This is a genomic window from Pleomorphomonas sp. PLEO (assembly GCF_041320595.1).
Taxonomy (GTDB): domain Bacteria; phylum Pseudomonadota; class Alphaproteobacteria; order Rhizobiales; family Pleomorphomonadaceae; genus Pleomorphomonas.
Map to the genome: position 1 here is coordinate 2,882,154 of NZ_CP166625.1, position 26,611 is coordinate 2,908,764.

Sequence of the window (26,611 nt, forward strand, 5' to 3'; positions counted from 1 at the left end):
CACCGATCATCAGCCCCCTTCAGAGCGGAGCGCGCCATGGCCGTCTGGCCCACCGAAATTCGTCTTTCCTCCGACAAGCGTTCGTTGGCCGTGTCGTTTGAGGATGGCAAATCCTTTTCCATTCCCGCCGAGCTTCTCAGGGTCAACTCCCCGTCGGCTGAGGTTCAGGGCCATGCCCCCAGCCAGCGCATCACAGTGCCCGGCAAGAAGGCCGTCACGATCACCGCGGTGGAGCCGGTCGGTTCCTACGCTGTCCGCCTGGTGTTCGACGATGGCCACGACAGTGGCCTTTATACATGGACCATCCTCTACGAGACTGGTCGCGACAAGGAGGCGCTGTTCTCCGCTTACCTCGCCGAACTCGATGCCAAGGGTCTTTCGCGCTGAACCCTGTGGCAGGATATGAAAACGCCGTCGTGGCAAGCCGCGACGGCGCTCTACTTCTCGTGATGGCAGAGGATCAGCGGACGACGACGACCTTGGTACCGACGCCGACGCGTTCGTAGAGGTCGGCGACGTCGTCGTTGGTCATCCGGATGCAGCCCGATGATACAGCCTGACCAATGGTCCAGGGCTCAGCCGTGCCGTGGATGCGGTAGATGGTCGAACCGATGTACATGGCGCGGGCGCCGAGCGGATTGTCCGGACCACCGGGCATGAAGTAGGGCAGCTTAGGCTGGCGCTTGCGCATCGCCGACGGTGGCGTCCAGCCGGGCCACTCGGCCTTGCGGGTGATGTGATGGATACCTTGCCACGTGAAGCCGGGGCGGCCTACGCCGATGCCATACTTCATCGCCTTGCCGTCGCCGAACACGTAGTAGAGGCGGCGCTCGGTCGTGTTGACGATGATCGTGCCACCGCCAAAGGGACCGGCGTAGTCGATCATTTCCTTCTTGATCGGGCTTTCCATCGAACGCGTCGAAGGCCGGCGCACAATCGTCTGGAAGCTGCTGGAAGCAGGATCCCAGAAGCGGACGGTTTCCTCTTCGGCACGGGCGACGCCCGTATGGAGCGACGCGGCCATCGTGGCAACCGCCGCAAGGAGAAGCATCTTTCTCATCATCGTGAAAGAACCGGAATCCGATAGGTTTGAGGAGGGCGCAACACACACGAAGTCCGAATCGGAAGCCCGTATCGAACTCCAAACTGACGAACAACGATGCAGAGTGCATCGCCCACCTTCAAGCGCTTATAAGCTGAACACGTGCGCCGGTTCCGCCTTCCTGCCGCTTTGTTGCCACAATGCAACGGTCGCGTTCCGGTTTTCGAGTCAATACGCTACATCTTGCGGTAACGGCCGTCACACCGTGAGCTGCTGGCCCAGTTCGACCACGCGATTGGAGGGCAAGCGGTAGAAATCGGTGGCATTGGCCGCCGTTCGCGTCAGCGAGATGAACAGGCGGTTTTGCCACACCGGCATTGGCGACTGCGGGCTCGGCTTGAAGGAGCGACGGTTGAGGAAGAAGGACGTCGCCATGATGTCGAACTTGATGCCCTGCTTGCGGCACTGCGCCAGCGCACGCGGCACATTCGGGGATTCCATGTAGCCGAACGTCAGCTCGACGAGAATGAAGTCCTCCGAAAGCGGCTCGATCTTCACGCGCTGATCGTCCGGATAGCGCGGCGACGTTACCACATGCACGGTCATGATGATGTTCTTGGCGTGCAGGACGTTGTTGTGCTTGAGATTGTGCAGGAGCGCGCTGGGGGCGATCTCGGGATCGGACGTCAGGAACACGGCTGTGCCACCGACCCGCACCGGATGCGACTTGGCGAGCATCTTGACCAGATCGGTGAGCTGGATGTTCTCCCGGTGGGCCTTCTCGTAGACGAGTTCGCTGCCGCGCACCCAGGTCCACATGCAGGTGGCAACGCAGGCGGCCAGCGTCAGCGGCAGATAACCGCCGTCGAACACCTTCAGGAGGTTGGCCGACAGGAAGATGAGTTCCATGGACAGGAAGGGGGCGACGATGGCGACCGCCACCCAGATCGGCCACTTCCAGACTTTCCAGACGACAATGAAGGCCAGCATCGACGACATCACCATCTCGCCGGTGACGGAGATGCCGTAAGCGGAGGCCAGCGCGCTCGACGAACGGAAGAAGACGACCAGCGCCAGGATGCCAATCAGCAGCATCCAGTTGATGCGCGGCAGGTAGATCTGGCCGGCCTGGGTCTCGGACGTATGACGGCTCTCGATGCGTGGGATGAGGCCGAGCTGTACCGCCTGCTGGGTGAGCGAGAAGGCGCCGGTGATCACCGCCTGACTGGCGATGATGGTGGCAATGGTCGCCAGCAGGATGAACGGGATGAGCACCGGTTGCGGCACCATCAGGAAGAATGGATTTTCCACCGCTCCGGGATGAGAGAGTACCAGCGCGCCCTGGCCGAGATAGTTGAGAGTCAGCGCCGGGAAGACCAGAACCAGCCAGGCGAGTTGGATCGGTCGACGACCGAAATGGCCCATGTCGGCGTAGAGCGCTTCGGCGCCGGTCACCGCCAGGAACACCGAACCGATGACGACTAGGGCCAGGAAACCGTGGTCGATGACGAAGCTGATCGCCGAAGTCGGCAGCAGCGCATAAAGGATCGCCGGATCGTCGCTGACGTGCATCAGGCCCAAGACGCCGAGACAGATGAACCAGACGGCGGTTATCGGGCCAAACCAGGCCGCGACCCGCCCGGTGCCCAAGCTTTGTATGGCAAACAGCAGGATGAGGATGACGATGGTCAGCGGCACAACGTAGTTCGAGAATCCCGGGGCCACCACTTTCAAGCCTTCTACCGCCGACAGAACGGAAATAGCAGGCGTGATGACGGCGTCGCCGAAAAACATCGAGGCGCCTAAAATACCGATGACCAGCGCGAACCCGCCGCGCTTGCCGAGCGCGCCACGCACCAGCGCTACCAGCGACAATGTGCCGCCTTCGCCCTTATTGTCCGCATACATCACGAACAGGACATATTTCAGAGTCACCACCAGAGTCAGCGCCCAGATGAGCAGTGACACTACGCCGGTCACCTCGGCGCGGGTGACACCGTTGGCGGCCGTGTGATGCAGGGCCTCGCGAAACGCGTAAAGAGGGCTGGTGCCGATGTCGCCGTAGACGACGCCAACTGAGCCGACGGCAAGGCCCAACAGAGACCCGCCGGTGTGGTTCTGCTCGCCCTGGCCGGATACATCTGCGGTAGGAGAGGGGGCGCCCGAGGCGGTCGTCTGGCGATCTGTTGCTTTGGCGTCGTTCATGTAGAACCGTCGCGGGGATCGGACGTCGGTGACGTCGGCTCGATCTGGCGGCGTGGGAATAGCGGAATATACGCAAATCCGCAAGCACGGCCGCCGGGCGGTATTGCCAGCGAATTGGGCAGGTTTTCAGGGCTTGCCATGTGGTTTATCCGCTGATCCCCTCAGGATGGAACTTCGACCTTATAGCCTTTGCAGCGGAACGCGGCGCGGCGAATGAGGTTCCAATTTATCGGGCTATGCTCTAGAAAGCGCGAAACCGCCGCCGGCCGTACTTTCGGCATCAGCCCGGCGTCCCTACGGTCGAGTGTCGCCATGTCGCTTGTTTCACTGCTCCTCGTCGCCATTGGCGGCGCCTTCGGCTCGGTCTGCCGTTATCTGGTGGGTGTCGGCGCCGGCCGGCTCCTCGGAGCGGATTTCCCATTTGGAACCATGATCGTCAATGTCGCGGGTTCCTTCATCATGGGGCTGTTCATCGAGCTTCTGGCCTTGAAATTCAACGGTTCGGAGTCTCTCCGTCTGTTCGTGGCGGTGGGCATCCTCGGCGGCTTCACCACGTTGTCGTCCTTCTCGCTCGACACCATCGTGCTGTTCGAACGCGGTCTGGTGACCACCGCCGCGGTCTATGTCGGCGGATCGATCGTGCTGTCTCTGGCCGCGCTGGTGGCCGGTCTCCAACTCGTAAGGGCCTTTGCATGACCCAGGAAACGCCAGCCGGACCGCGCGTCGAGATGATCGTCGTCGCCAAGGACGAGGCCGGCATGCGCCTCGACCGCTGGTTCAAGGAACATTTTCCGGGCCTCGGCTTCGGCCATCTTCAAAAGCTGATCCGCTCCGGGCAGGTGCGTGTCGACGGCGGTCGTTGCAAGACCGAGCAGCGCCTCGGTGTGGGGCAGACGGTGCGGGTACCACCTGTGCAGTATGGCGATGCAGCGCCGAGCGGCCCCTCCTTCTACGATGGCGAAGGCGCGCCGATGGCGCGGCCGAAGCAGGTGGCCTCGGCCAACGAAGCCGATTATCTGCGCTCGCTGCTCCTCTACGAGGATGAAGACGTCTTCGTCTTCAACAAGCCGGCCGGCCTCGCGGTGCAGGGCGGATCGGGCATGACGCGCCATATCGACGGCATGCTCGAGGCGCTGCGCGATCGCAAGGGCGTCAAGCCGCGCCTCGTCCACCGGCTCGACCGCGAAACGTCGGGCTGTCTGCTGGTTGCCCGGTCGCGCCTCGCGGCGGCGACGCTGGCCCGCACCTTCCAGACCCGTTCGGCGCGCAAGATCTATTGGGCGCTGGTGTACGGTCAGCCAAAGCCGGCTCAGGGCAAGATTTCGAGCTATCTGAAACGCGTCACGGGGCCGGATGGCGACATGATGACGGTGGCCAAGCATGGCGAGGCGGGGGCCCAACATGCCGTCACCTTTTATTCGATCGTCGAGCATTCCGCCGGCCGTCTGTCGTGGCTGACCATGAAGCCGACCACCGGCCGCACCCATCAATTGCGCGTCCATTGCCAGGCCATGGGGCATCCGATCCTCGGCGATCCCCGCTATTTCGACATCGAGAACTGGCAGTTGCCGGGTGGCATGCAGAACCGGCTGCACCTTCTGGCCCGCCGCCTCACCATCCCGCATCCGGCCGGCGACGGCACGGTGATCGACGTCACGGCGCCCTTGCCGCCACACATGTTGCAGTCCTGGAATCTTCTGGGCTTCGAAGTGGCCGACAAGGAAGAGGAGAACCCGTCTTTCCCTGAAGATTGACGACGGATGCCCCTTTTGTCTGCAATGGAAAAGGGATGAGACAATTCGAACGCCGCTGGGGGCAGGGCGGCGGAGGCTGTTTGCGCTGTCGGGAGGACAAGAGGGAGAATGACCGCCAAGCTGGACCGGATGCGCATGATCCCGCTGATCGGGGCCATTCTCGCCCTCGGCTTTTTGATCACCAACATGGTCAGCTATTATATTGCCGTCGATACCATGCGGCAGTCGATTGTCGAGACGGAGCTGCCGCTGACCGGCTCCAACATTTACTCGGAGATCCAAACCGATCTCGTGCGGCCGATCCAGGTTTCCTCGCTGATGGCCAACGACACCTTCGTGCAGGACTGGCTGCATTCGGGTGAGGTCGATCTGGCGGCGATCACGCGCTATCTCCAGCGGATTCAGGGCCAGTACAACGCTTTCACTGCCTTTTTGGTGTCGCGCGACACTCAGGCCTATTACCATTTCCAGGCGCCGCCACGGCATCTCAAGCGCGATGATCCCGCCGACAGCTGGTTCTTCCGTTCGATCGACGCAACTGCCCCTTACGAGGTGAACGTCGACATCAACAAGCAGCAGAACGACGCGCTGACGGTTTTCATCAACTACCGGGTCCTCGACCACAACGGCAAGATGATCGGCCTTACGGGCATCGGCCTCGATTTCCGAACGGTCCGCAACATCGTCTCCCGCTATCGTGACCAGTTCAACCGCAACATCTATTTCGTCAATGCGCAGGGCGATATCGTGGTGGCGACCGACGCCGATACGCCAGTGGGCGCTTCTATCCGAAAATTGGCGGGGCTTGCCGGCGTCTCAGACCGGATCCTCGCGGAGGAGAAGGGCGAATATTCGTTCAAGAGGGGCGGCAGGACCATCCTTCTGTCGCATCGGCTTATTCCCGATCTCGGCTGGCGTGTGATGGTCGAGCAGGATGAGGCAGCGGCGATGCGGCCGCTTTGGCTGGGATTTCTGTTCAATCTGGCCATTGGCTTCCTTGTCATCGCCGTATCGCTCGTTCTCGTTTCCGCGGCATTTGGCGTTTACAAGAAGCGGGTCGGCGAACTGGCCTTTCGCGATCCGTTGACCGGCCTCGCCAATCGGGCGGGATTTGAGGCGGAGTTCGATGCTCGGCTATCGGCTCGTCGAGTTCCGACGGAGGCCTCTAGCCTCATTCTTGTCGACCTTGACGCTTTCGCTGCTTTCAACGACCGCTTCGGCCGCGCGGCGGGTAACGCCGCTCTAGATAAGGTCGGACGAATTCTATCCGAGGTCGCCAGTGGCGTCGGCGTCATCGCGCGCTTCGACGGCGACAACTTTGCCATCCTCAGGAAAGGCAGCTCCGACGCAGCCACTCGCTTTGCCGATAGCCTCGTCAAGGTTATCGGTGCCGAAACCTTCGGCGACAGCGCTCTCGCCCGGCTGACGGCCAGTATCGGTGTTACCGCTGTCGGCGAAGGTGAGGACCATAGCGTGACGATGGAGCGGGTCGATCGGGCGCTGCGCAAGGCCAAGGCGGCTGGAGGCGATCGGGTCTGCCTCGCATAAGTCTTGCGGGCAGACGGTTTCCGCTGGCGGCTTCGTCTCACACCCCGACTGATCCTAAAGTCTGATGTGTTCGTGCTCCGGCCGTTGCGCCGGCGGCGTCCCGTGAGCGCCTAACCGGTGGTCTCAAGCAGATGGGCGGCTGGGCCATGGCCGTTTACCCCACGATCGACGAATCTTTCCAACGGCTTGGGAACAATCTTCGCTCTCATGGGTTTTAACAAATTCAATCGGTGCGAAAGAAGGCGGGTAAATATCCGCGTGCTTCTTCATGTTCTGCGATCGCAATCAATGACAATTGATGCGTGAAAATGCTTATCATTAAAGTATGATTTAAAATTTCGTACTAAATGAGCATCGAAATTAAGCGTGATCTTCCTTGAAGATCTTCGAGTAAATGGTATCTTTCTAAATCATTGTCGCGTCGAACGTCTTTTGGGAGGATGTGTCATGAACGTCACCGAAGTATCATTCGTCGCAGCAGCGGCTGCTGCCGTCAGCGGAAAGGCTTTGCCGGCCATTGGCCAGACGCCGGCGCGCTACGCCGGACATGCCTTTGAGACCGGTGCCGACGCACCCGATCGTCCTGGCGTTTTCGTCTTGACCACCGAGCTGTCCGGGCGTGCCCATCCGATCTACGTCGGTGACAGTGACTCGATAATCGTGGCGGTTTCGGCCGTTTTGGCTGCCAATCCAGTGCTGAAGCGGCTCACCGCCGGTGTGTTCTGGAAAGTGTCGCCCTTTGCTCTCGACCGAAAGCATCTTGTCGAGGATTTGGTCGAGGAATATCAGCCGCATTTCAATACGGCCGTCGAGGCGGAAAAGCGCGCGTCCGAACGCTCATCCGACCATGACGATTGGGTGCGTGATCCGGTCGAACTGATCGCTCGCTTCTGACCGGCATAGATTTCTCGGATATGGACCGATAACAAAAGGCCCCGAACCGGAGACGGTTCGGGGCCAATAGTGTTGGTATGCTATGATGGCCGGATCAGCCCTCGTTCGGCTGGGCGGCAAGGCGCATGTCGAGATAGCGGCCGCAGTGGTCGATCAGCTCGTCGATCTTCTGGTCGAAGAAGTGGTTGGCGCCTTCGATGATCCTTTGATCGATGACGATGCCCTTCTGGGACTTCAGCTTGTCCACCAAAGTCTGCACATCCTTTTGCGGCACCACCTTATCGATGTCACCGTGGATGATCAGACCCGAGGAAGGGCAGGGGGCCAGGAACGAGAAGTCGTTGAGGTTGGCCGGCGGCGCGATCGAGATGAAGCCCTCGATCTCCGGGCGGCGCATCAGCAACTGCATGCCGATCCAGGCCCCAAAGTCGAAGCCGGCGACCCAGCAGAAGCGCGCCTCCGGATGGATCGATTGCACCCAGTCGAGGGCCGAAGCGGCATCCGACAGTTCGCCCGAGCCATGGTCGAACTGGCCTTGGCTGCGGCCGACGCCGCGGAAGTTGAAGCGAAGCACGGCGAAGCCGCGCTCCTTGAACATATAAAACAGCCGGTAGGCGATCTGATTGTTCATCGTGCCGCCGAATTCCGGATGCGGATGCAGGATCATGGCGATCGGTGCATTCCGGATGGCGGCCGGCTGGTAGCGGCCCTCGATGCGCCCGGCAGGGCCGTTAAAGATCACTTCGGGCATGTTTGTCCTCGATCTCGACCTTCTTCCACCTGGGCCTTTACCGTCGCCGGCGGGGCTCGTCGTATTGACGCGGGAATGGTCTGGTCCTAGATTTAGAATGACTCAAAACTGATGCGAGCGGTGCATTGTTTCGGTTTGTGCGCTTGCACTGGACCGCCGGCCGGTCCGGCGTCAAGAAAAATCGCTCCTCCGAGGATTGTTGAACCGTCGCAAGCCGGTCTGGCAGGCCAAAAGCGGATGGTATAGTGAACGCAGCAACGGGCTGATCGTTCCGGACGGCTGTTGCCACTGAGGAAGAATATGGCGGACGCGCGCCTCTATTTCGACTGGAACGCTGGAGCGCCGATGAAGGCGGGCGCTCGGGCGCGTCTGGTCGAGTTGCTCGATCGCCCCGGTAACAGTTCGTCGGTGCATGCCGAGGGGCGGGCGGCGCGGGCTGCCGTCGAGGGCGCGCGCCGGTCGGTGGCGCGTCTCTGCGGTGCTGAGGCGAAGGGCGTCACCTTCTGCTCGGGCGGAACGGAAGCGGCCAACACCGTGCTGACGCCGGACTGGACGCTGTTTGGCAAGCCCTATCGTCTCGACCGATTGCTGGTGTCGGCGGTCGAACATCCTGCCGTGGCGCGCGGCGGCCGCTTTCCCGCTGAGAGGCTCGAGGTCATTCCGGTCGACGGCGATGGCATTGTCGACCTGGCGTTCGTCGACCGCCGTCTCGCCGAACTCTCGGCGGTGGGCGAGCGGGCGCTCGTGTCGGTGATGATGGCCAACAACGAGACCGGCGTTATCGAGCCGGTGGCCGAGTTGGCGCGGATCGCCCGAGCGCACGGCGCTGTCGTTCACTCCGACGCGGTACAGGCGGCGGGTAAGTTGCCGATCGATATCGAAGCGCTGGGGCTCGACGTGTTGACGCTCTCCGCCCACAAGATCGGTGGCGGGCAGGGAACAGGCGCGGTTGTGCGCGGCCGCAACGGGTTTGCCTTTTCGCCGCTCATGACCGGCGGCGGGCAGGAAACCTGGGCACGGGCCGGCACGGAAAATGTGGCAACCATCGGTGCGTTCGGCGCAGCCGCCGACGTGGCAGTGGCCGATCTTTCTGGAATGGCTGAGATTGCGTCGCGGCGCGATCGCATCGCGACGATGATCCGCGAGGTGGTGCCGGATGTAGCAATATTCGGTGAAAAGGCATCCCGGTTGGCAAATACGCTTTCCTTCGCCGTACCGGGCGTTTCCGCCGAGACGGCGGTGATCGCCTTCGATCTGGCCGGTGTGGCGGTATCTTCCGGTTCGGCCTGTTCTTCAGGCAAGGTAACGGCGAGCCCGGTACTGACGGCGATGGGGGTTGACCCGTCGCTGGTCAAGGGTGGGCTGCGCGTGTCCATCGGCCCTGAGACTACGGACGAGGAGATCGCCGCTTTCGGTTTGCGGGCGCGCAACGTCCTTGCCGCTATGAAGAAACAACATGGGACCGCCGCAGCCTGAGTGACTACCGGCTGCGATAAAAAGCGACTACATTGAATTTACATTTCCCACGGTCCTTGAAACCGCGTGGAAGGAGCGAGAGATGGCAGCAGTTAAGGAGACGGTCGATCACGTTCTGTCGATCGACGTCGACAAGTATAAGTATGGCTTCGTCAGCGACATCGAGTCGGATTTGGCGCCGAAGGGATTGGACGAAAGTACCGTCCATTTCATCTCTGCCAAGAAAGACGAGCCGGAATGGCTGACCGAATGGCGGCTTGAGGCCTTGCGCCGCTGGCGGACCATGGACGAGCCGACCTGGGCGCGCGTCGACTATCCGCCGATCGACTTCCAGGACCTTCATTATTACTCGGCGCCGAAAAAGACCGCCGGTCCGAAGAGCCTCGACGAGGTCGACCCGGCGCTGCTCGAGACGTATAAAAAGCTCGGCATTCCGCTGAAGGAACAGGAAATCCTGGCCGGCGTCGAACGGGGCGACCGGATGGTTGCCGTCGACGCGGTGTTCGACAGCGTCTCGGTGGTCACCACCTTCAAGGCCGAGCTGGCCAAGCATGGCGTCATCTTCTGCCCGATCTCCGAGGCGGTGAAAACCCATCCGGAGCTGGTGAAGAAGTATCTCGGCTCGGTCGTGCCGGTCAGCGACAACTTCTATGCCACGCTGAATTCGGCGGTGTTCTCGGATGGTTCGTTCGTCTACGTGCCGAAGGGCGTGCGCTGCCCGATGGAGCTCTCCACCTACTTCCGCATCAACGAGAAGAACACCGGCCAGTTCGAGCGGACGCTGATCATCGCCGACGAGGGCGCCTATGTGTCCTATCTCGAGGGCTGCACCGCCCCGAGCCGCGATGAAAACCAGCTGCATGCCGCCGTGGTCGAGCTGATCGCCCTCGACGATGCCGAGATCAAGTACTCCACCGTCCAGAACTGGTATCCGGGCGATTCGGAGGGCAAGGGCGGCGTCTTCAACTTCGTGACTAAGCGCGGCGACTGCCGCGGCAAGAACTCCAAGATCTCCTGGACGCAGGTGGAGACCGGCTCGGCCATCACCTGGAAATATCCGTCCTGCATCCTGCGCGGCGACAATTCGCGCGGCGAGTTCTATTCGATCGCCATCTCCAACGGCCGCCAGCAGGTCGACAGCGGCACCAAGATGATCCACATCGGCAAGAACACGTCGTCGAAGATCATCTCCAAGGGCATTTCCGCCGGTCGGTCCAGCAATACCTATCGCGGCCTGGTGTCCATCGGCCGCAAGGCGTCGGGCGCCCGCAACTTCACCAATTGCGACAGCTTGCTCATCGGCAACAAGTGCGGTGCTCACACCGTGCCCTATATCGAGAGCAAGAATGCCTCGGCCATCGTCGAGCACGAAGCCACCACGTCGAAGATCTCGGACGATCAGCTTTTCTACTGTTTGCAGCGCGGCCTGCCGCAGGAAGAAGCCATCGCCCTGATCGTCAACGGCTTCGTCAAGGACGTGCTGCAACAGCTGCCGATGGAATTCATGGTGGAGACGCAGAAGCTGATCGGCATCAGCCTTGAAGGCAGCGTCGGCTGATGGCTGTCGGGCGCGCCGCGACACGCGCCCTTGCTTCCAAACCAACGACAATGAGCCTCCGCCACGCGCGTCGAGGCCAACGGACAACAGGACAGAACCATGCTTGAGATCAAGAACCTCCACGCCCGGATCGGTGACCGCGAGATCCTGAAGGGTCTCTCCCTCACGGTGAACCCCGGCGAAGTGCACGCCATCATGGGGCCGAACGGCGCCGGCAAATCGACGCTGTCCTATATCCTGGCCGGCAAGGACGACTACGATATCACCGAGGGCGAGGTGCTGCTGAACGGACAGTCGATCCTCGATCTCTCGCCCAACGAGCGCTCGGTGGCGGGCCTGTTCCTCGCCTTCCAATATCCGATCGAGATCCCCGGCGTTGCCACCATGACCTTCCTGAAGGCGGCGCTCAATTCGCATCGCAAGGCCAAGGGCCAGGGCGAGCTGACGACGCCGGAATTCATGAAGCTGGTGAAGGGCGTTGCCGAGAAGCTCAACATCACCTCGGACATGCTGAAGCGGCCGGTCAACGTCGGCTTCTCCGGCGGCGAGAAGAAGCGCGCCGAGATCATGCAGATGGCGCTGCTCCAGCCGTCGATCTGTATTCTCGACGAGACCGATTCCGGTCTCGACATCGATGCGCTGAAGGTGGTGTCCGAGGGCGTCAACGCGCTGCGCTCGCCCGATCGCGCCTTCGTGGTGATCACCCACTATCAGCGCCTGCTCGACCACATTGTGCCGGACATCGTCCATGTGCTGTCCGACGGTCGCATTGTCCGTACCGGTGGGCCGGAACTGGCGCTCGATCTTGAGAAGAATGGTTACGCCGCCTATGTGGCGGACGCGGCTGCTTGAGAGGGATGACCATGGTTGCCACCCCCGCTCGCACGCCAGCCGAACAGGCGCTTGCCGCCCGTTATCCGGCTGAAAGGACGTTGCTGCCCGGAACGGCCGACGTCATAGCCATCCGTGATGCCGCCTTTGGCGGCGTCGAAAAGAGCGGTCTGCCGCATCGCCGCGTCGAAGACTGGAAATATACAGATCTTCGCGCTCGGCTGAAAACCTTCCCACCCGCTGCCGGCGCCGCCGACATCGCACGTGTGCTGATCGCCGCGCCGGCGGTGGAGGATGATCAGGCTCGTCGCCTTGTCATCGCCAACGGCCGCTATCGGCCTGAGCTGTCCGACCTCAAGGACCTCGAACCCGGCCTTGCCATCTTCTCGCTGGCCACCGCTCTTGAAGCGGGGGATGCCGTCGTGCTCGCGGCGCTGAAGCTCGAGGACGCCATCGCCACCAACACCGCGGTGGCGCTCAACACAGCCTTCATGACCGACGGCCTCGTCATTACGGTCGCCGACGGGGCGGAGATCGTCCGTCCGGTGGAACTGGTGCATATCGCCGAGGGCGAGCCCGCCGCGTCGACCGCCGTGCGCCACCTCGTTACAGTCGGCAAGGGCGCCAAGCTGACGCTGATCGAGACGATCGAGTCGCTGGATACCGTGGCGCACCAGTCCAACATGATGACGGTGATCGACGTCGGCGATGGCGCCAAGGTCGACCATATCCGTCTTCAGCTCGAGCCGGATGAAGCGGTCAGCCTGACCTCCCTGGTGGCGAAGATCGGCCGCGAGGCGAGCTTCGACACGTTCAACGCCGCGCTGGGCGCCGGCCTTGCCCGGGCTCAGATCTTCGCCGAATTCACCGGCCGCGACGCCCGTGCCGGCTTCCGTGGCATCACCATGCTCAGCGGGCGACGCCACGCCGATACGACGCTGTTCCTGGTCCACGGTGCCGAGAATTGCCGGAGCCGCGAGCTCTACAAGGCGGTCATCGACGACGAAGCGCGCTCTGCCTTCGCCGGCCGTATCGCCGTGCCGGCGCATGCCCAGAAGACCGATGCGCGCATGATGACCGCGTCGCTGCTGCTGTCCGAGGAGGCCGAGGCCGATGCCAAGCCGGAGCTGGAGATCTTCGCCGATGACGTCCAGTGCGGCCATGGTGCCACCTGCGGCGCCCTTGATGACGATCTCCTGTTCTATCTTCTGTCGCGCGGTATCCCCAAGACCGAGGCCGAGAGCATGTTGATCCTCGCTTTCCTTGGCGAGGCGATCGACGAGATTCAGAACCAGGCGGTCCATGACGCCCTCATCCATCGGGTCGAGGGCTGGCTGAAAGCCAGAACAGCGTGAGCCGGCACCGCCGCCTGGAGAGCCGGGCGGCCAAGACAAGAGACAATGACGATGTCCGTTTCGTCCTATGACGTTGAGACCATTCGCAAGGATTTCCCGATCCTCGCCGAAAAGGTCTATGGCAAGCCGCTGGTCTACCTCGACAACGGTGCTTCAGCGCAGAAGCCGCTGGCCGTGCTCGATCGCATGCGCCACGCCTATACCCACGAATATGCCAACGTTCACCGTGGCTTGCACTACCTGTCGAATGCCGCCACCGAAGCCTATGAGGACGCTCGCGAGGCGGTGCGTGCCTTCCTGAATGCGCCGTCCATCGAGCAGGTGATCTTCACCCGTTCGTCGACCGAGGCGATCAACCTAGTGGCGGCGAGCTATGGCGGCATGGTGCTGGGGGAGGGCGACGAGGTCATCCTCTCCATCCTGGAGCATCATTCCAATATCGTGCCGTGGAACTTCCACCGCGAGAAGAAAGGCGTCGTCATCAAGTGGGCGCCGGTTCGCGACGATGGCAGCTTCGACCTAGACGCTTTTGAAAAGCTGTTCACCCCTCGTACGAAGATCGTCGCCATCACGCAGATGTCCAACGTCACCGGCACCATCGTGCCGATCAGCGACGTGACGCGTATCGCCCACGCCCATGGCGCGGTGGTGCTGGTCGACGGCAGTCAGGGCGCTGTCCATCTGCCGGTCGACGTTCAGGCGCTGGATGCCGACTTCTATGTGCTGACCGGCCATAAGGTCTACGGCCCCACCGGCATCGGCGTTCTCTATGGCAAGCAGCACCTGCTCGAGGCCATGCCGCCCTGGCAGGGTGGCGGCGAGATGATCGAGACGGTGACCACCGAGGGCGTTACCTACAATGAGCCGCCGCATCGCTTCGAGGCCGGTACGCCACCGATCGTGCAGGCGATCGGCCTTGGCGCGGCGCTGCGCTACATGGAAAGCCTCGGCCGCGAGGCCATCCTTGCCCATGAGACCGATCTGCGCGACTATGCCATGCAGCGGCTCGGCGAGATGAACTCCATCCGTATCTATGGCACCACCAAGGACAAGGGCGCCATCGTCGCCTTCTCCATGGACGGGGCGCACGCACACGACGTCGCCACCGTCATCGACCGCTCGGGTGTCGCCGTTCGCGCCGGCACCCACTGCGCCATGCCGCTGCTCGCCCGCTTTGGCGTGACATCGACCTGCCGCGCCTCCTTCGCCCTTTACAACACGCGCTCCGAAGTGGACGCGCTGGTCACGGCCCTCAGGAAGGCCGAGACCCTGTTCGGATGACCGAGATGACCGACCAAGCCGAATCATCGCCCAATCAGCCCGAGACCGTCGCCGGTTCAGCCATCGCACCGGTGGATCTCGAACGCCTCACCGACGACATCATCGCGGCGCTCAAGACCGTGTACGATCCGGAGATTCCGGCCGACATCTACGAACTCGGCCTCATCTATCGGATCGACATCGACGACGACCGCCTCGTCACCATCGACATGACTCTGACCGCGCCGGGCTGCCCGGTGGCCGGAGAGATGCCTGGCTGGGTGTCGAACGCCGTCGGCGTGGTGGCAGGCGTCTACGACGTCAAGGTCAACATGGTGTTCGATCCGCCCTGGACACCCGACCGGATGAGCGAAGAAGCCCAGGTCGCCACCGACTGGTACTGATCCTCGTTTAGCCATTTCTCAATGACGCAGCCCCGTGGCCGCCGGAGCGATCCGGTGGCCGCTTGTCTGTTAACTGTCTCGCCCGTCCGTTAGCCGCCTTGCCTTGACGGCTGGGGCTCTCTATGCGCATTTAACCGTATGGGTAAATACGCGTCCGACCTCGATATGGTGTTTCTGGCGCTGGCGCACCCGGCGCGACGGGCCATGTTGGCGCGGCTCGGCCAGGGCGAGGCGACGGTCGGCGAACTCGCCGAGCCGCTCGGCATATCCCTGCCGGCGGTGACCAAGCATCTCAAGGTGATGGAGCGGGCGAAGCTGATCAGCCGCAGCCGCAACGCGCAGTGGCGGCCTTGCCGGCTGGAAGCTGGGCCGCTGACGGCGGCGTCCGGCTGGATCGACGAACAACGGCGGGTATGGGAGGGTCGGCTCGACCGCCTCGAGACCTATCTCGGTACACTTGAGAGCGAAGAAGGGCGACGCGATGACCGATAAAGCGGACCGCGAATTGGTATTGCAGCGGGAAATTCCCTTTCGACGCGAGCTGGTGTGGAAGGCGATGACCGATCCCGTGCACGTCAACATGTGGTGGGGACCGAACGGCTTCACCTCGGAGGCCGTTCGCATGGACTTCCGCATCGGCGGCGCCTGGTCCTTCGACATGCTGGGGCCGGATGGCACGCGCTATCCCAACCACTCGATGTTCAAGAAGATCGTGCCGCCATCCAAGCTGGTGTTCGACGTTGGCGACGGCAAGAAGGTCTGGTTCGAGATGACCGTTACCCTGTCCGAGAAGATCGGCGGTACGCTGGTGACGCTGCGCCAGCTTTACGAGACGGCGGCGTTGCGCGACGAGGTGGTCGAGAAATCCGGCGCCGTCGAGGGCGGCAAGCAGCATCTTGCCAAGCTCGAGGCCTATATCGGGCAACACTTTACGAAGTAACTTCAGGGCTCGCATTGCCGCCATGCGGCAAGGCGCTTGTCTCTGATGCGTTTGCTCCTTATTTTCAGGTAAGCCGCGTTGGCCTTGAACCGGGGCGGTTGTGGAGATTGATGACATGGCTCTCGCCAAGTTCGCCGTTATGACGCTGACCGAAGCCGCCGCCGGGCGCGTGCGCGAAATCGTCGACAATGCCGACGATGCCGCGGGCATCCGGCTCGGCATCAAGAACGGCGGTTGCGCCGGCATGTCCTACACGATCGATCTGGCCCGCGACGCCCAGCCGGGCGACGAGCGCGTCGAGGCACATGGCGCCACGGTGTTCGTCGAGGCCAAGGCGGTGCTGTTCCTGCTCGGCACCGAGCTGGATTTCGAGCAGACGCCGCTCCGCACCGGCTTCGTGTTCCGCAATCCCAACCAGGTCGGTTCCTGCGGTTGCGGCGAGAGCGTAAGCTTGAAGCCGGCCGAGCAGGTCGACGCCTGATCGGGGCCGACCAATCGTTTTTGCAAGTCTCGAATACAAGAAGGGGAGCAGGACGGTCATCCTGCTCCCCTTCGAATTTTCGCTACCTCGCGCTTTTACCAGTTGTGTTGATGGGCGCCGATTTCCTCAAGGATACGGTCGACATCAGCCTTCTGGCAAAGTTGCGTGCCCGGCATCATCACTGAGGCGGTGCCTGAGGCAACGCCGAGACGGAAGGCGTCTTCCGGAATGAGGCCGGAGGCCAAGCCGTAGACCATGCCACCGACGAAGCTGTCACCGGCACCGGAAGCGCTCTTCACTTCCACGGAAGGCGACTTCAGGAACAAGTGATTGTCGGAGGTGACCAGCAATGCGCCATCGCCGCCCATGGTGATGGCTATCATCTTCACCCGGCCTGAAGCGATGAGCTCCTTGGCGGCGGGAACCATGTCATCGACGGTCGGCAGTGGTCGGCCGACCAACTTGGCAAATTCGCCCTCGGACGGCTTGAACAGCGTGATACCACCGCGCTCAAGCGCCAGCTCCAGCGGCTTACCGGAGGTGTCGAGCACCAGATTGCCGCCACGCTCGATTACGAGCTCGGTGAGCTGGACGTAGAAACTTTCGGGAATGCCGCGCGGCAACGAGCCCGAACCGACGCACCAATCCCAATCAAGGTCCTTGAGTGCATAGAGGCATCGCTTCCATTCGATCTCGCTAACCTCGGGCCCTTCCGGAATGAACCGGTATTCGAGGCCGGTCGATCGCTCGTAGACGAGATGGGCGACGCGTGTGCTCTGGGCAATCGGAATGCGACGGCGTGGAATATTGTGAGCAGCCAATAGCTCATCAAACATCTGGCCGGTCGTGCCGCCCGACATGTAAAGGGCGATCGAGCTGCCACCGAGTTCCTGAACCACGCGCGTGACGTTGATGCCACCGCCGCCCGGATCATGCTGCTCGTTGGTGATGCGAATCTTATGGGTGTGTCGGACGACCTCGGCTTCGGCCGTGTCGTCGATGGATGGGTTGAGTGTGAGCGTGACGATCGGTTTCATTGGTCGCTATTTCATCGCCCGTTCGTTGTTTCGTAACGGCCCAGTTCCAGACGCTTCCTGCTTTCCACCGGTCTTTGCGCCGTGATCGGCGTCTTCTACCGGTCCTATGGGCACGGCGGGCTGACCCACTACGCCTTTTGGACTGGTTGTCGGTTTAGCTCGGTTTCGCTACAAAAGCCATGTCGTAGATCAACTACACTGGGGCGTAGTGTATTTATCCCTACGATCAATCTTTCGGCGCGAAAAAATGCGCAACCAGTGGTTACGGAAATCCTGGTTACACCTCAGCCTGGATATGGTCCCCGCCTGTCTCGTCTTGGTTTTGCTCCTCTAAAGCATCGCTCCAGAAGCACCACCAAGTCCAGCCTCAAACTCCCAGCTTCCAGCTCCCAACGGCGCACTGTCTTCCCCCCGCGCGCCACGGTCGCCTTGGAAAAGGCTTGCTGAAAACGTTCCGTTTCAAGCAAGACCTTTCATCATAGGTCTTGGCACAGCTAAGCCTTTTGTGCAAGCGCCAGAGCACTACGAAAGGTCAATCGAACGTTAGCGGCGATGGCGTTCAGCTGTCGGAGCCGGTCAGTGGGCGCGCCGCGGTTGGCGCTAAAACCTGGAAATCAAGCTTTTCCAAAGCCGTCGCGGGCTTCTGGCCGACTCCGCCCATTGAGGGGAGGGTGGCGCGCTTTTCGGCGCCGAAGATTCAAGAAAAGCAGGTAAGCCTCGTTGGGTCGCTTGCCCGGGCCGACGAGGCCCTGATATTTCACTTATACTCTGTTCGAACCGCCCGGAATCGGCCAACTGTCGGGACAGCGCAGCGTCCGGCTCCGCCGACGAATACGAAACGCGAATCCAACAGCTGACGGGGTGCCATGGAACAGCAGCAAGACCCGGTCATCGTTCGCCATCGCGAGCTTGAGCGGATCGCCAACATGGCTCTTAGAGCCGGCCGGATCATGATGGAGAGCGGCGCGTCGGTGTCCGTGGTCCATGGGGGCGTTGGCATGATCGCGCGCGGCTTTGGCGTCGAGGACGTCGGCATGCGTTCGGGTTACGCTTCGCTGGAAGTCACCGTCACCGCCGGTGGCAACACGATTACACGCATGATGCAGGTCGGCCGACTCGGCGTGAATCATCGCCTCGATCAGGCGATTCGCCGCTTGGCCGTACGCGTGTCGCGGGGGGAATGAGTGTCGACGAGGTGGAGGCCGAAATTGGCCGTCTGGTTCGGGAAACGCCCCGCCATTCGGCCTGGGTGGTGGCGGTGGCCGTCGGCATCGCCTGCGCCTCGTTCGGTCGCCTTCTTGGCGTCGACTGGCCGGCCTTTGGCGCCATTTTGTTGTCAGGAACGGTGGGGCAGTATGTCCGCCACCAATTGTTGCACAATGGCGTCAACGTGTTCATCGTCGCCGGCCTGATCGCCTTCCTTTCGGCAACGCTGGGCGGCGTCGGCTCGATCTTTCTCAAAAGCGGCACGGTCAATCTCGCCATGATGGCGTCGATCCTGCTGCTGGTGCCCGGCGTTCCCTCCACCAATGCCCAGACCGACATCATGGACGGCTTTCCCACCATGGGCAGCGCCAGAGCCGTCTGGGTGCTTATGATCATGGTGTTCGCCTCCGTCGGTGTCTGGTTTGCGGAAACCTTGCTCGGTTTGAGGTCGCTGTGATGGTTGAACTCCTGCCGCATCTCCTGCATCAGGCGCTGTTCGGAGCGCTCGCCGCCGCCGGCTTCGGCGTGCTGTTCAACTTCGGCTTCCGGGCCTTGCCCTGGTGCGCGGCGGCCGGTGCGCTGGCGCTTGCCGTGCGCACCGTCGGCCAGGATTTTGCCTGGAGCCTGGAAGGCGCCTCGTTCGCCGCCGCCATCGTTACGAGTTGCGCGGTGTCGATGCTGCGCAAGCAACTCGGCCCGGCCTGCAACGCCGTGGCGCTCGCGGGATGCATTCCGATGGTGCCGGGGGCCTTCTTCGGGCAGGCGCTTCTTGGCTTTCTCTCGGTCACCGCGCCCAACCTCATCGACGCCGAAGCAACGCTGATCCTCGCCGTGCAGGCACTGCTTCGGGTGATCTTCACCCTGGGTGCCATCGGCGCCGGCCTGTTGATACCGGCCCACCTCCTCAGAAACCAGGATTTCTGAGAGACGGTTTTGAAATTCTGGATTGTGGTGAGTTACTGGCCTGAAAGACAGGACCTGGGGACTGAGCGGCCCGGCGGCATTGAGCCCGTCATCCCGTTGTCTTCTTGACGTCGGTGCCCGGCTGATTTGTCAGGATGGCGCCCGTGATGAGGTAAGCGAGATGATCGGCCCGTGGCGCGAATGAGGGTTGGTCGACCGCCCAGCCGAGAGCCGTGACCAGGGCAAACAGGTCGTCACCATTCATATCGGCGCGCGCCGCTCCCTCGCTCTGAGCCTTGAGCAGCAGTCGCGCGCCTGTCGTATGCACCGCCTCGCACGAAGCATAAAGAGCAGAGTCCGGGTTCGTGTGCGCCGCCGCCATCATGGCGACAACGCCCCTATAGCTTTGGGTGAAGGCCACCAATTCCCGAAACCAGGAGAGAAGGGCTTCGCCAGCCGAAGCCGCCGTTTCGGTTTCGCCTGCCTTCCGCGTCAGAGCGTCGAGATTGGTACACAGCAACGCTTCGAACAGAGCTTCCCGCGTCGGGAAGTGACGAAGCAACGTGGCCAGCCCGACGCCGGCCCGGCGGGCGATGTCGCGCATCGACGCGTCGGCCCCATGCTGGGTGACGGCTTCACGCGCAACCGTGAGAATTTGGCTGCGATTTTTTTCCGCGTCGGCTCGCATGGACTACCTTGATAAACGGATCACTGATCCGTATATGTGGATCACTGATCCATTTTATGGAAGTGGATCACTGATCCGTTCAATATGGTGCATGTCGGCAAATAGCAACAGGCACTGCCAGACACGACGAGAGGAAAAATCATGGGAAAACTCGAGGGCAAGGTCGCCGTCATCACCGGCGGCGCCACCGGCATCGGCCGCGCGGCGGCAAGGCGCTTCATAGAAGAGGGCGCCTTCGTCTTCATCTTCGGCCGCCGGCGGGATGCGCTCGACGCCGCCGTGGCCGAGCTCGGGCCCAATGCCCGCGCGGTGAAGGGCTCGGTCTCCGATGAGGCCGACCTCGACCGGCTTTACGCGGCGGTGAAGGCCGAGCGCGGCAGCCTCGATATCGTTTTCGCCAATGCCGGGGCCGGAGGGCCGCTCAAGCTCGGCGAGATCACCGCCGCGCACATCGACGAAACCTTCGACACCAATGTGAAGGGCACGATCTTCACGGTCCAGAAGGCGTTGCCGCTGATGGGGCCGGGCGGCTCGATCATCCTGACCGGATCGAGCGCCGGCACCACGGGCGCCCCGGGATTCACGGCCTATAGCGCCAGCAAGGCGGCGGTGCGCAATCTCGCCCGGACCTGGGCGGAGGATCTGAAGGGCACCGGCGTCCGGATCAACGTGCTGTCGCCCGGGGCGACAGCCACCGAACTTGCCAAGGAAGCGCTGGGCGAGGAGGGCCAGAAGGCCTACGGCGCGATGACCCCGCTCCAGCGCATGGCCGATCCAGCGGAGATCGCGGCTGTGGCCGCCTTTCTCGCGTCCTCGGACAGCAGCTTCATGACCGCCAGCGAGGTCGCCGTCGACGGCGGCCTGGCGCAGCTCTGACGCACGGTGCGAGGCGGGGCTCCATCCGACATGCGGGGCCCGGCCGAGCGCGGTCAACTCAAGGAGAATCCATATGAGCTACGCAATCATCGGTTTCGGCAATATCGGCAAGGCCCTAGCCAAGGCGTTTGCCCGCAAGGGCATCGAAGTGTCCGTGGCCACCACGCGCGACCCGGGCAGCTTTGCGGCCGATGCGGCGGCGATCGGGCCCAAGGTCATTGCCAAAACACTGGCGGACGCCGTCACGGCGGACATCATCTTCCTGGCCGTCCGTTTCGAATCGCATCCGGATGTTGCGACGGTGCTGCCCACCTGGCAGGGGAAGACCATCATTGATGTGACCAATGCCTACGGCGTGCCGCCTGAGAAACTGGGAGGCCAGCCGTCGTCCAAGTTCGTCGCGCAGGCGTTCACCGGAGCTAGGCTGGTCAAGGGTTTCAACCATCTGGTCGCCGCCACCCTTGATCAGGATCCGGCGGTGCATGGTGGCAGGAGAGTCGTGTTCCTGGCGAGCGACGATGACGGCGCCGCGGATGAGATTGGCGCGCTGGCGGAGAAGCTCGGTTTCTCGCCGATCAAACTGGGTGGCCTTTCCGACGGTGGGCTGCTTGTGCAGGCGCGCGGCAATAGCTGGGGCCGGTTGATCTTCAAGGATCTGGTCAACTTCAACGGATGAATCGCCCATGAGCACGATCAGCATCATCGGATCCGGCGGCATGGCCGCGGCGATCGCCGGCCTTGCCGCCAAGGCCGGACACGCCGTCGAGGTGACGAGTCGCACTCCTGCGAAAGCGAGAGCGCTGGCCGAGCAGGTCGGAGCCGGCGCGACGATAGGAACGTTCGGCTCCACGCCGGCTGGGGACATCGTCATCCTTGCGGTTCCATATTCCGCCGTTCTCGGCGTGGTGAAGCAATATGGGGACGCTCTGGCAGGCAAGCTTCTGGTCGACATCACCAACCCCGTCGCTCCTGACTACACCAGCTTTGTGACGCCTCAGGACAGTTTCGGCGCGCAGGAGATCGCCAAGGCCGCCCCTGCCAGTGCGCAGATCATCAAGGCGTTCAACGCCCAATTTTCCCATGTTCTGGCTGCCGGTTCACGCGACGGGCACCCTCTGGACGTATTCCTCGCCGGGGATGACGCGCAGGCCAAAGCCCGCGTCTCTGCGTTCATCGACAGCCTCGGGCTGCGCCCGATGGACACCGGTCCGCTGCTGATGGCGCGGACGCTGGAGCACCTCTGCCTGCTGTCGCTGGGCCTTATGACCCACTCCATCAAGCACACCAGCTTCGCCATCGGCGTCAGCCTTCTCGGCTGAGCGCACCCGCAACATTGCCTCACTTAGGGAACACTCACATGCGCGTTTTCGTCACAGGCGGGACCGGCCATTCCGGTCCGTATATCATTTCCGACCTCATTGCCGCCGATCACGAGGTCACCGCGCTTGTCCGGTCGGACAAGTCCGCGGAGGCGGTGTCGGCGCTTGGCGCCAAAGTGCGTCGCGGCGACCTCGATGATCTCGACGGGCTGAAAGCGGCGGCGGTGGAGTCCGATGGCGTCATTCACGTGGCGCACAGGCAGGACCTGCTCCCTGCCGGTGGCCTCGACGCGGTGGCTGCCGCAGAGCAGGCGATCATGCTCGCCTACGGCGAGGCACTGAAGGGGACCGGAAAGCCGCTGGTCACCTCGGGGAGCATCGGCTCGCCGGGTTGGGAGCATCTCGGTCGTCCCGCCACCGAGGAGGATCCCACCCTTTCCGGCGGCGAGGCGTTCAAGGGCACCTTGCGCGTTCGCAACATCGTCGAAACGACCGTGCTCGGTCTCGCCAAGCAAGGCGTGCGGTCCTCCGTCGTGCGGATTCCGACCATCATGCACAGCACGACCGACAACGCCGGCTTTCTGCCGCTGCTGATCGGACTTGCCAAGGAGAAGGGCGTCGTCGGCTATCCCGGTGACGGCAAGAACAACTGGCCGGCCGTGCACGCCCGCGACCTCGCCGCCGTGTTCCGTCTGGCACTGGAGAAGAGCTCCGCCGGCAGGAATTGGCATGCGGTTGCCGACGAGGCCATTCCGTTCCGTGAGATCGCCGAGGCCATCGGCAGCCGCCTCAAGCTGCCCGCCGTGAGCATTCCCGCCGACGAGCTGATGCTGCCGGGCTTTTTCGGGTTCCTGGCGAACCTCGTCAAACTGGACCTTCCGGCCTCCAACCTGATCACCCGCCAGATCCTCGGCTGGGAACCCACCCAGCCCGGCCTGCTGGAGGACCTCGACAACGGCCATTACTTCCCGTCGGCCTGACCCCGCCAGGATGTCACCAACAACACGGCAAACTTCAGGAGACTGACATGAGCACCATCAGCATCATCGGCGCGGGAACCATGGCCACGGCGATCGCCGGCCGTGTCGCCAAGGCTGGACACACCGTCGAGGTCGTCAACCGCGACCCCGCCAAGGCGCGGGCGCTGGCCGAGCAGCTCGCCGCCGGAGCAACCACGGGGACCTACGGCGCCGCGCCGACGGGCGACATCGTCATTCTCGCCGTGCCCTACGGCAGCGCGACGGCGGTGGTGGTCGACTTTGGCAAAGCGCTGGACGGCAAGGTGATCATCGACGTCGCCAACCCGGTTGCCCCCGACCTCACGGGCCTCGTCACCCCGCATGGCAGTTCCGGGGCGCAGGAGACCGCCAAGGGCCTGCCCGCCGGCGCGCATGTGGTGAAGGCGTTCAACACCATCTTCGGCCACGTGCTTGCCAAGGGCGGACGCCTCGACGCGTTCATCGCGGGCGACGACGCGGCGGCTAAGGCGCGCGTCTCGGCCCTCCTCGAAAGCCTCGACCTGCGTCCGCTGGATATCGGCGGCCTGCGTATGGCGGCGACGCTGGAGGCCCTTGGCCTGATGATGATCGGCCTCGCCAAAAACGGCGCCGGCACCTGGGATTTGGCCATGAACGTCGATATCGGGGTGTAGGGCCTGATCGAACCGGTCGCCGCGCACGCCCTCGGGGTAGGATTCTGGGGCAATTACATTGCGTTATGGGCCGGATTCGAGACTGCTTTTACCCCGGGCAGCGACTTGCCTTGTCTATTGATCGCTGCGGCAGCGCAGTATCCAGGGCTTCATCCACACCGTTGCTATGACCAAAGCTGTCGGGCCTTTTCCAGTCAGCTCCTCTAGGTGTTCAGTTCCATCCACCCTTCGACCTGCCATTGCCTCGCTCGTTTCGAAACAGCCTCCGTCCGTAGGATAGCCGGAGGCACACACTGGACAAACAGGCATCGGAGCCGGTAAAGCCTTTCGCATTCAAGCAAGCCGCTTACCTGCGTTGTCTGCGGGAGTGAGCGAGAAGAGGACCGACCATGATCCACGTGACTTTCCCCGACGGTTCGCAGCGCGAATACGCTCCAGGGACTACCGGCGCCGAGATCGCCGCCCAAATTTCCAAGTCGTTGTCGAAAAAAGCCGTCGCCATGGCGCTCGACGGCGTGCTTTCCGACCTCAATGATCCCATCGTTACTGATGCTCGGCTCGAGATCGTGACGCGCGACGACCCGCGCGCCCTTGAGCTGATCCGCCATGACGCGGCGCATGTGATGGCCGAAGCTGTGCAGGAGCTGTTTCCCGGCACGCAGGTGACCATCGGGCCGGTGATCGACAACGGCTTCTATTACGATTTCTTCCGTCCGGAAGGGCCGTTCACCACCGACGATCTGCCCAAGATCGAAACGAAGATGCGGGAGATCATCGCCCGCGACAAGCCGTTCACCAAACAGGTCTGGAGCCGCGACGAGGCCAAGGACTGGTTTGAGAAGAAGGGCGAGGCGTTCAAGGTCGAGCTGGTTGACGCCATTCCGGCCGACCAGAAGATCAAGATGTACGCGCAGGGCGACTGGATGGACCTCTGCCGCGGTCCGCACATGACCTCGACCGGCAAGATCGGCACTGCCTTCAAGCTGATGAAGGTGGCCGGCGCCTATTGGCGCGGCGATTCCGATCGCGACATGCTGACCCGCATCTACGCGACCGCCTGGCACACCGAGGAGGACCTCAAGGCCTACCTCACCATGCTTGAGGAAGCCGAAAAGCGCGACCATCGCCGTCTCGGCCGCGAGATGGATCTCTTCCACTTCCAGGAGGAGGGGCCCGGCGTCGTCTTCTGGCATCAGAAGGGCTGGGCGATGTTCCAGGAGCTGACCGCCTACATGCGGCGGCGGCTCAAGGGCGAGTACCAGGAGGTCAATGCGCCGCAGATCCTCGACAAGGTGCTGTGGGAGACCTCCGGCCATTGGGGCTGGTACAAGGAGAACATGTTCGCCGTGCAGTCGGCCGGCGACGAGGCCGAGGACAAGCGAATCTTCGCGCTGAAGCCGATGAACTGCCCAGGCCACATTCAGATCTTCAAGCACGGTCTCAAGAGCTATCGCGACCTGCCGATGCGCCTCGCCGAGTTCGGCGCCGTGCACCGCTATGAGCCGTCGGGCGCCATGCACGGGCTGATGCGGGTGCGCGGCTTCACGCAGGACGATGCGCACATCTTCTGCACCGAGGCCGACATGGCCGCCGAGTGCCTGAAGATCAACGACCTGATCCTGTCGGTCTACGAGGACTTCGGCTTCAAAGAGATCACGGTGAAGCTGTCGACCCGGCCGGAAAAGCGCGTCGGCTCGGACGACCTGTGGGATCATGCCGAAGAGGTGATGACCCGCGTGCTCGGCGAGATCGCCGAGAAGTCGGGCGGCCGCATCAAGACCGGCATCAACCCGGGCGAGGGCGCCTTCTACGGCCCGAAGTTCGAATATACTTTGCGCGATGCCATCGGCCGCGAATGGCAGTGCGGCACCACGCAGGTGGACTTCAACCTGCCGGAACGCTTCGGCGCGTTCTACGTCGATGCCGACGGCTCTAAGAAGACGCCGGTAATGATCCATCGCGCCATCTGCGGCTCGATGGAGCGCTTCCTCGGCATCCTGATCGAGAACTTCGCCGGTCATTTCCCGCTGTGGTTCGCGCCGGCGCAGGTGATGGTCACCACTATCACCTCCGAGGCCGATGCCTATGCGCAGGAGGTCTACCAGAAGCTCCTGAAGGCTGGCGTGCGCGTCGACATCGACCTGCGCAACGAGAAGATCAACTACAAGGTCCGCGAGCATTCGCTGGCCAAGATTCCGCTGATCTTCGTCTGCGGCCGCAAGGAGGCCGAGGAGCTGTCGGTCAACGTCCGCACCCTCGGCTCGCAATATCCGAAGTCGATGCCGCTCGGCGAAGCGCTTGCCATGGTCAAGGCGGAGATCGTGCCGCCCGATGTCAAGCGGGCGCTTCTCGAGGATTGAGCGGTTTTCCACCTGTCTACGACTGCAAAAGGCCCGGAGAGATCCGGGCCTTTTCGTCAGAGGCAGCCAAGC

Annotated in this window: 26 protein-coding genes and 1 pseudogene; 22 read left to right on the top strand and 5 right to left on the bottom strand. The window is 62.7% G+C overall.

Going from position 1 to position 26,611, the window contains the following annotated elements:
* Positions 1-36: 36 nt before the first annotated feature.
* Positions 37-387 (top strand): gamma-butyrobetaine hydroxylase-like domain-containing protein, encoded by a 351-nt coding sequence (locus tag AB6N07_RS13380; RefSeq protein ID WP_370673588.1) that lies wholly within the window; start codon positions 37-39, stop codon positions 385-387.
* A gap of 73 nt (positions 388-460) precedes the next feature.
* Here the strand turns inward: AB6N07_RS13380 and AB6N07_RS13385 are convergent, their stop codons facing one another.
* A complete protein-coding gene (locus tag AB6N07_RS13385) occupies positions 461-1,060 on the bottom strand; it encodes a L,D-transpeptidase (protein ID WP_370678235.1) in 600 nt (199 codons plus the stop codon).
* Between the two features lie 240 nt (positions 1,061-1,300).
* Positions 1,301-3,247, bottom strand: coding sequence for a potassium transporter Kup (locus AB6N07_RS13390; RefSeq protein WP_370673589.1), 1,947 nt, complete (start codon positions 3,245-3,247; stop codon positions 1,301-1,303).
* A 312-nt stretch (positions 3,248-3,559) separates the two neighbouring features.
* Between AB6N07_RS13390 and crcB the strand changes: the two genes are divergently transcribed.
* The 4 genes from crcB (at position 3,560) to AB6N07_RS13410 (ending at position 7,443) form a co-directional block, all read left to right on the top strand.
* Positions 3,560-3,943: a fluoride efflux transporter CrcB gene (crcB, locus tag AB6N07_RS13395; protein WP_370673590.1), complete on the top strand. Its 384-nt coding sequence runs from the start codon at positions 3,560-3,562 to the stop codon at positions 3,941-3,943.
* Entirely contained in the window at positions 3,940-5,001 is a 1,062-nt protein-coding gene (locus AB6N07_RS13400) for an RluA family pseudouridine synthase (protein ID WP_370673591.1), read from the top strand. The genes crcB and AB6N07_RS13400 overlap by 4 nt, the downstream gene beginning before the upstream one ends.
* A 108-nt stretch (positions 5,002-5,109) precedes the next feature.
* A complete protein-coding gene (locus AB6N07_RS13405; RefSeq protein WP_370673592.1) occupies positions 5,110-6,549 on the top strand; it encodes a diguanylate cyclase domain-containing protein in 1,440 nt (479 codons plus the stop codon).
* 447 nt (positions 6,550-6,996) lie between these two features.
* Positions 6,997-7,443, top strand: a complete 447-nt coding sequence (locus AB6N07_RS13410; RefSeq protein WP_370673593.1) for a hypothetical protein — start codon at positions 6,997-6,999, stop codon at positions 7,441-7,443.
* 94 nt (positions 7,444-7,537) lie between these two features.
* On the opposite strand, the gene AB6N07_RS13415 is transcribed toward AB6N07_RS13410, so the two are convergent.
* The gene (locus tag AB6N07_RS13415; RefSeq protein WP_370673594.1) at positions 7,538-8,194 is read right to left on the bottom strand and encodes an alpha/beta hydrolase; all 657 of its coding nucleotides are present in this window, start codon (positions 8,192-8,194) and stop codon (positions 7,538-7,540) included.
* 300 nt (positions 8,195-8,494) lie between these two features.
* Here AB6N07_RS13415 and AB6N07_RS13420 point away from each other — a divergent pair, with 300 nt between their 5' ends.
* The 9 genes from AB6N07_RS13420 to sufA all read left to right on the top strand — a co-directional run bounded on the left by AB6N07_RS13420 (position 8,495) and on the right by sufA (position 16,499).
* Positions 8,495-9,670, top strand: coding sequence for a cysteine desulfurase family protein (locus tag AB6N07_RS13420; protein ID WP_370673595.1), 1,176 nt, complete (start codon positions 8,495-8,497; stop codon positions 9,668-9,670).
* Between the two features lie 82 nt (positions 9,671-9,752).
* Positions 9,753-11,228 (top strand): Fe-S cluster assembly protein SufB, encoded by a 1,476-nt coding sequence (gene sufB, locus AB6N07_RS13425; RefSeq protein WP_370673596.1) that lies wholly within the window; start codon positions 9,753-9,755, stop codon positions 11,226-11,228.
* Between the two features lie 99 nt (positions 11,229-11,327).
* Positions 11,328-12,080 carry a Fe-S cluster assembly ATPase SufC gene (sufC, locus tag AB6N07_RS13430; RefSeq protein ID WP_370673597.1) on the top strand — a complete coding sequence of 251 codons (753 nt, stop codon included), beginning with the start codon at positions 11,328-11,330 and terminating at the stop codon, positions 12,078-12,080.
* Positions 12,081-12,091: 11 nt separating this feature from the next.
* A complete protein-coding gene (gene sufD / locus AB6N07_RS13435) occupies positions 12,092-13,414 on the top strand; it encodes a Fe-S cluster assembly protein SufD (protein WP_370673598.1) in 1,323 nt (440 codons plus the stop codon).
* A 45-nt stretch (positions 13,415-13,459) separates the two neighbouring features.
* A complete protein-coding gene (locus AB6N07_RS13440) occupies positions 13,460-14,695 on the top strand; it encodes a cysteine desulfurase (RefSeq protein WP_370673599.1) in 1,236 nt (411 codons plus the stop codon).
* Positions 14,692-15,078, top strand: a complete 387-nt coding sequence (locus tag AB6N07_RS13445) for an SUF system Fe-S cluster assembly protein (RefSeq protein ID WP_370673600.1) — start codon at positions 14,692-14,694, stop codon at positions 15,076-15,078. The genes AB6N07_RS13440 and AB6N07_RS13445 overlap by 4 nt, the downstream gene beginning before the upstream one ends.
* A 138-nt stretch (positions 15,079-15,216) precedes the next feature.
* Positions 15,217-15,570: an ArsR/SmtB family transcription factor gene (locus AB6N07_RS13450; protein WP_370673601.1), complete on the top strand. Its 354-nt coding sequence runs from the start codon at positions 15,217-15,219 to the stop codon at positions 15,568-15,570.
* Complete coding sequence (locus AB6N07_RS13455; protein WP_370673602.1) at positions 15,560-16,018, top strand: SRPBCC domain-containing protein; 459 nt, start codon at positions 15,560-15,562, stop codon at positions 16,016-16,018. The genes AB6N07_RS13450 and AB6N07_RS13455 overlap by 11 nt, the downstream gene beginning before the upstream one ends.
* Positions 16,019-16,133: 115 nt before the next feature.
* The gene (gene sufA / locus AB6N07_RS13460) at positions 16,134-16,499 is read left to right on the top strand and encodes a Fe-S cluster assembly scaffold SufA (protein WP_370673603.1); all 366 of its coding nucleotides are present in this window, start codon (positions 16,134-16,136) and stop codon (positions 16,497-16,499) included.
* Positions 16,500-16,594: 95 nt separating this feature from the next.
* Here sufA and AB6N07_RS13465 read toward each other — a convergent pair whose 3' ends face one another.
* Positions 16,595-17,536 (bottom strand): 1-phosphofructokinase family hexose kinase, encoded by a 942-nt coding sequence (locus AB6N07_RS13465; RefSeq protein WP_370673604.1) that lies wholly within the window; start codon positions 17,534-17,536, stop codon positions 16,595-16,597.
* A gap of 953 nt (positions 17,537-18,489) precedes the next feature.
* Here AB6N07_RS13465 and AB6N07_RS13470 point away from each other — a divergent pair.
* Together AB6N07_RS13470 and AB6N07_RS13475 are read left to right on the top strand one after the other, a co-directional pair.
* Positions 18,490-19,199: pseudogene (locus tag AB6N07_RS13470) on the top strand (threonine/serine exporter family protein).
* On the top strand, positions 19,199-19,666 hold the full coding sequence (locus AB6N07_RS13475; RefSeq protein ID WP_370673605.1) for a threonine/serine exporter family protein: 468 nt from the start codon (positions 19,199-19,201) through the stop codon (positions 19,664-19,666). Before AB6N07_RS13470 ends, AB6N07_RS13475 begins: the two are co-directional and overlap by 1 nt.
* Before the next feature lie 88 nt (positions 19,667-19,754).
* Here the strand turns inward: AB6N07_RS13475 and AB6N07_RS13480 are convergent, their stop codons facing one another.
* Positions 19,755-20,333, bottom strand: a complete 579-nt coding sequence (locus tag AB6N07_RS13480) for a TetR/AcrR family transcriptional regulator (protein WP_370673606.1) — start codon at positions 20,331-20,333, stop codon at positions 19,755-19,757.
* A gap of 141 nt (positions 20,334-20,474) precedes the next feature.
* Here AB6N07_RS13480 and AB6N07_RS13485 point away from each other — a divergent pair, with 141 nt between their 5' ends.
* From AB6N07_RS13485 to thrS, 6 genes are all read left to right on the top strand, one after another.
* Positions 20,475-21,209 (top strand): SDR family NAD(P)-dependent oxidoreductase, encoded by a 735-nt coding sequence (locus AB6N07_RS13485; protein WP_370673607.1) that lies wholly within the window; start codon positions 20,475-20,477, stop codon positions 21,207-21,209.
* Between the two features lie 73 nt (positions 21,210-21,282).
* A complete protein-coding gene (locus AB6N07_RS13490; RefSeq protein WP_370673608.1) occupies positions 21,283-21,885 on the top strand; it encodes an NADPH-dependent F420 reductase in 603 nt (200 codons plus the stop codon).
* Between the two features lie 7 nt (positions 21,886-21,892).
* Positions 21,893-22,528 carry an NADPH-dependent F420 reductase gene (locus tag AB6N07_RS13495; RefSeq protein ID WP_370673609.1) on the top strand — a complete coding sequence of 212 codons (636 nt, stop codon included), beginning with the start codon at positions 21,893-21,895 and terminating at the stop codon, positions 22,526-22,528.
* 38 nt (positions 22,529-22,566) lie between these two features.
* Positions 22,567-23,508: an SDR family oxidoreductase gene (locus AB6N07_RS13500; RefSeq protein WP_370673610.1), complete on the top strand. Its 942-nt coding sequence runs from the start codon at positions 22,567-22,569 to the stop codon at positions 23,506-23,508.
* Positions 23,505-24,179, top strand: a complete 675-nt coding sequence (locus tag AB6N07_RS13505) for an NADPH-dependent F420 reductase (protein WP_370678236.1) — start codon at positions 23,505-23,507, stop codon at positions 24,177-24,179. The genes AB6N07_RS13500 and AB6N07_RS13505 overlap by 4 nt, the downstream gene beginning before the upstream one ends.
* A 389-nt stretch (positions 24,180-24,568) precedes the next feature.
* Positions 24,569-26,539 (top strand): threonine--tRNA ligase, encoded by a 1,971-nt coding sequence (gene thrS, locus AB6N07_RS13510; protein ID WP_370673611.1) that lies wholly within the window; start codon positions 24,569-24,571, stop codon positions 26,537-26,539.
* Positions 26,540-26,611 lie beyond the last annotated feature (72 nt).

What these genes read in the sequence shown, in the direction of transcription:
- AB6N07_RS13405 (WP_370673592.1), top strand. Translation starts at nt 5,110, where the DNA reads ATGACCGCCAAGCTGGACCGGATGCGCATGATCCCGCTGATCGGGGCC.
- AB6N07_RS13475 (WP_370673605.1), top strand. Translation starts at nt 19,199, where the DNA reads ATGGTTGAACTCCTGCCGCATCTCCTGCATCAGGCGCTGTTCGGAGCG.
- AB6N07_RS13450 (WP_370673601.1), top strand. Translation starts at nt 15,217, where the DNA reads ATGGGTAAATACGCGTCCGACCTCGATATGGTGTTTCTGGCGCTGGCG.
- AB6N07_RS13440 (WP_370673599.1), top strand. Translation starts at nt 13,460, where the DNA reads ATGACGATGTCCGTTTCGTCCTATGACGTTGAGACCATTCGCAAGGAT.
- crcB (WP_370673590.1), top strand. Translation starts at nt 3,560, where the DNA reads ATGTCGCTTGTTTCACTGCTCCTCGTCGCCATTGGCGGCGCCTTCGGC.
- AB6N07_RS13390 (WP_370673589.1), bottom strand. Translation starts at nt 3,247, where the DNA reads ATGAACGACGCCAAAGCAACAGATCGCCAGACGACCGCCTCGGGCGCC.
- AB6N07_RS13385 (WP_370678235.1), bottom strand. Translation starts at nt 1,060, where the DNA reads ATGAGAAAGATGCTTCTCCTTGCGGCGGTTGCCACGATGGCCGCGTCG.
- thrS (WP_370673611.1), top strand. Translation starts at nt 24,569, where the DNA reads ATGATCCACGTGACTTTCCCCGACGGTTCGCAGCGCGAATACGCTCCA.
- AB6N07_RS13495 (WP_370673609.1), top strand. Translation starts at nt 21,893, where the DNA reads ATGAGCACGATCAGCATCATCGGATCCGGCGGCATGGCCGCGGCGATC.
- AB6N07_RS13485 (WP_370673607.1), top strand. Translation starts at nt 20,475, where the DNA reads ATGGGAAAACTCGAGGGCAAGGTCGCCGTCATCACCGGCGGCGCCACC.
- AB6N07_RS13455 (WP_370673602.1), top strand. Translation starts at nt 15,560, where the DNA reads ATGACCGATAAAGCGGACCGCGAATTGGTATTGCAGCGGGAAATTCCC.
- AB6N07_RS13410 (WP_370673593.1), top strand. Translation starts at nt 6,997, where the DNA reads ATGAACGTCACCGAAGTATCATTCGTCGCAGCAGCGGCTGCTGCCGTC.
- AB6N07_RS13490 (WP_370673608.1), top strand. Translation starts at nt 21,283, where the DNA reads ATGAGCTACGCAATCATCGGTTTCGGCAATATCGGCAAGGCCCTAGCC.
- AB6N07_RS13400 (WP_370673591.1), top strand. Translation starts at nt 3,940, where the DNA reads ATGACCCAGGAAACGCCAGCCGGACCGCGCGTCGAGATGATCGTCGTC.
- AB6N07_RS13420 (WP_370673595.1), top strand. Translation starts at nt 8,495, where the DNA reads ATGGCGGACGCGCGCCTCTATTTCGACTGGAACGCTGGAGCGCCGATG.
- AB6N07_RS13380 (WP_370673588.1), top strand. Translation starts at nt 37, where the DNA reads ATGGCCGTCTGGCCCACCGAAATTCGTCTTTCCTCCGACAAGCGTTCG.
- sufD (WP_370673598.1), top strand. Translation starts at nt 12,092, where the DNA reads ATGGTTGCCACCCCCGCTCGCACGCCAGCCGAACAGGCGCTTGCCGCC.
- sufB (WP_370673596.1), top strand. Translation starts at nt 9,753, where the DNA reads ATGGCAGCAGTTAAGGAGACGGTCGATCACGTTCTGTCGATCGACGTC.
- AB6N07_RS13480 (WP_370673606.1), bottom strand. Translation starts at nt 20,333, where the DNA reads ATGCGAGCCGACGCGGAAAAAAATCGCAGCCAAATTCTCACGGTTGCG.
- sufC (WP_370673597.1), top strand. Translation starts at nt 11,328, where the DNA reads ATGCTTGAGATCAAGAACCTCCACGCCCGGATCGGTGACCGCGAGATC.
- AB6N07_RS13500 (WP_370673610.1), top strand. Translation starts at nt 22,567, where the DNA reads ATGCGCGTTTTCGTCACAGGCGGGACCGGCCATTCCGGTCCGTATATC.
- sufA (WP_370673603.1), top strand. Translation starts at nt 16,134, where the DNA reads ATGGCTCTCGCCAAGTTCGCCGTTATGACGCTGACCGAAGCCGCCGCC.
- AB6N07_RS13415 (WP_370673594.1), bottom strand. Translation starts at nt 8,194, where the DNA reads ATGCCCGAAGTGATCTTTAACGGCCCTGCCGGGCGCATCGAGGGCCGC.
- AB6N07_RS13465 (WP_370673604.1), bottom strand. Translation starts at nt 17,536, where the DNA reads ATGAAACCGATCGTCACGCTCACACTCAACCCATCCATCGACGACACG.
- AB6N07_RS13445 (WP_370673600.1), top strand. Translation starts at nt 14,692, where the DNA reads ATGACCGAGATGACCGACCAAGCCGAATCATCGCCCAATCAGCCCGAG.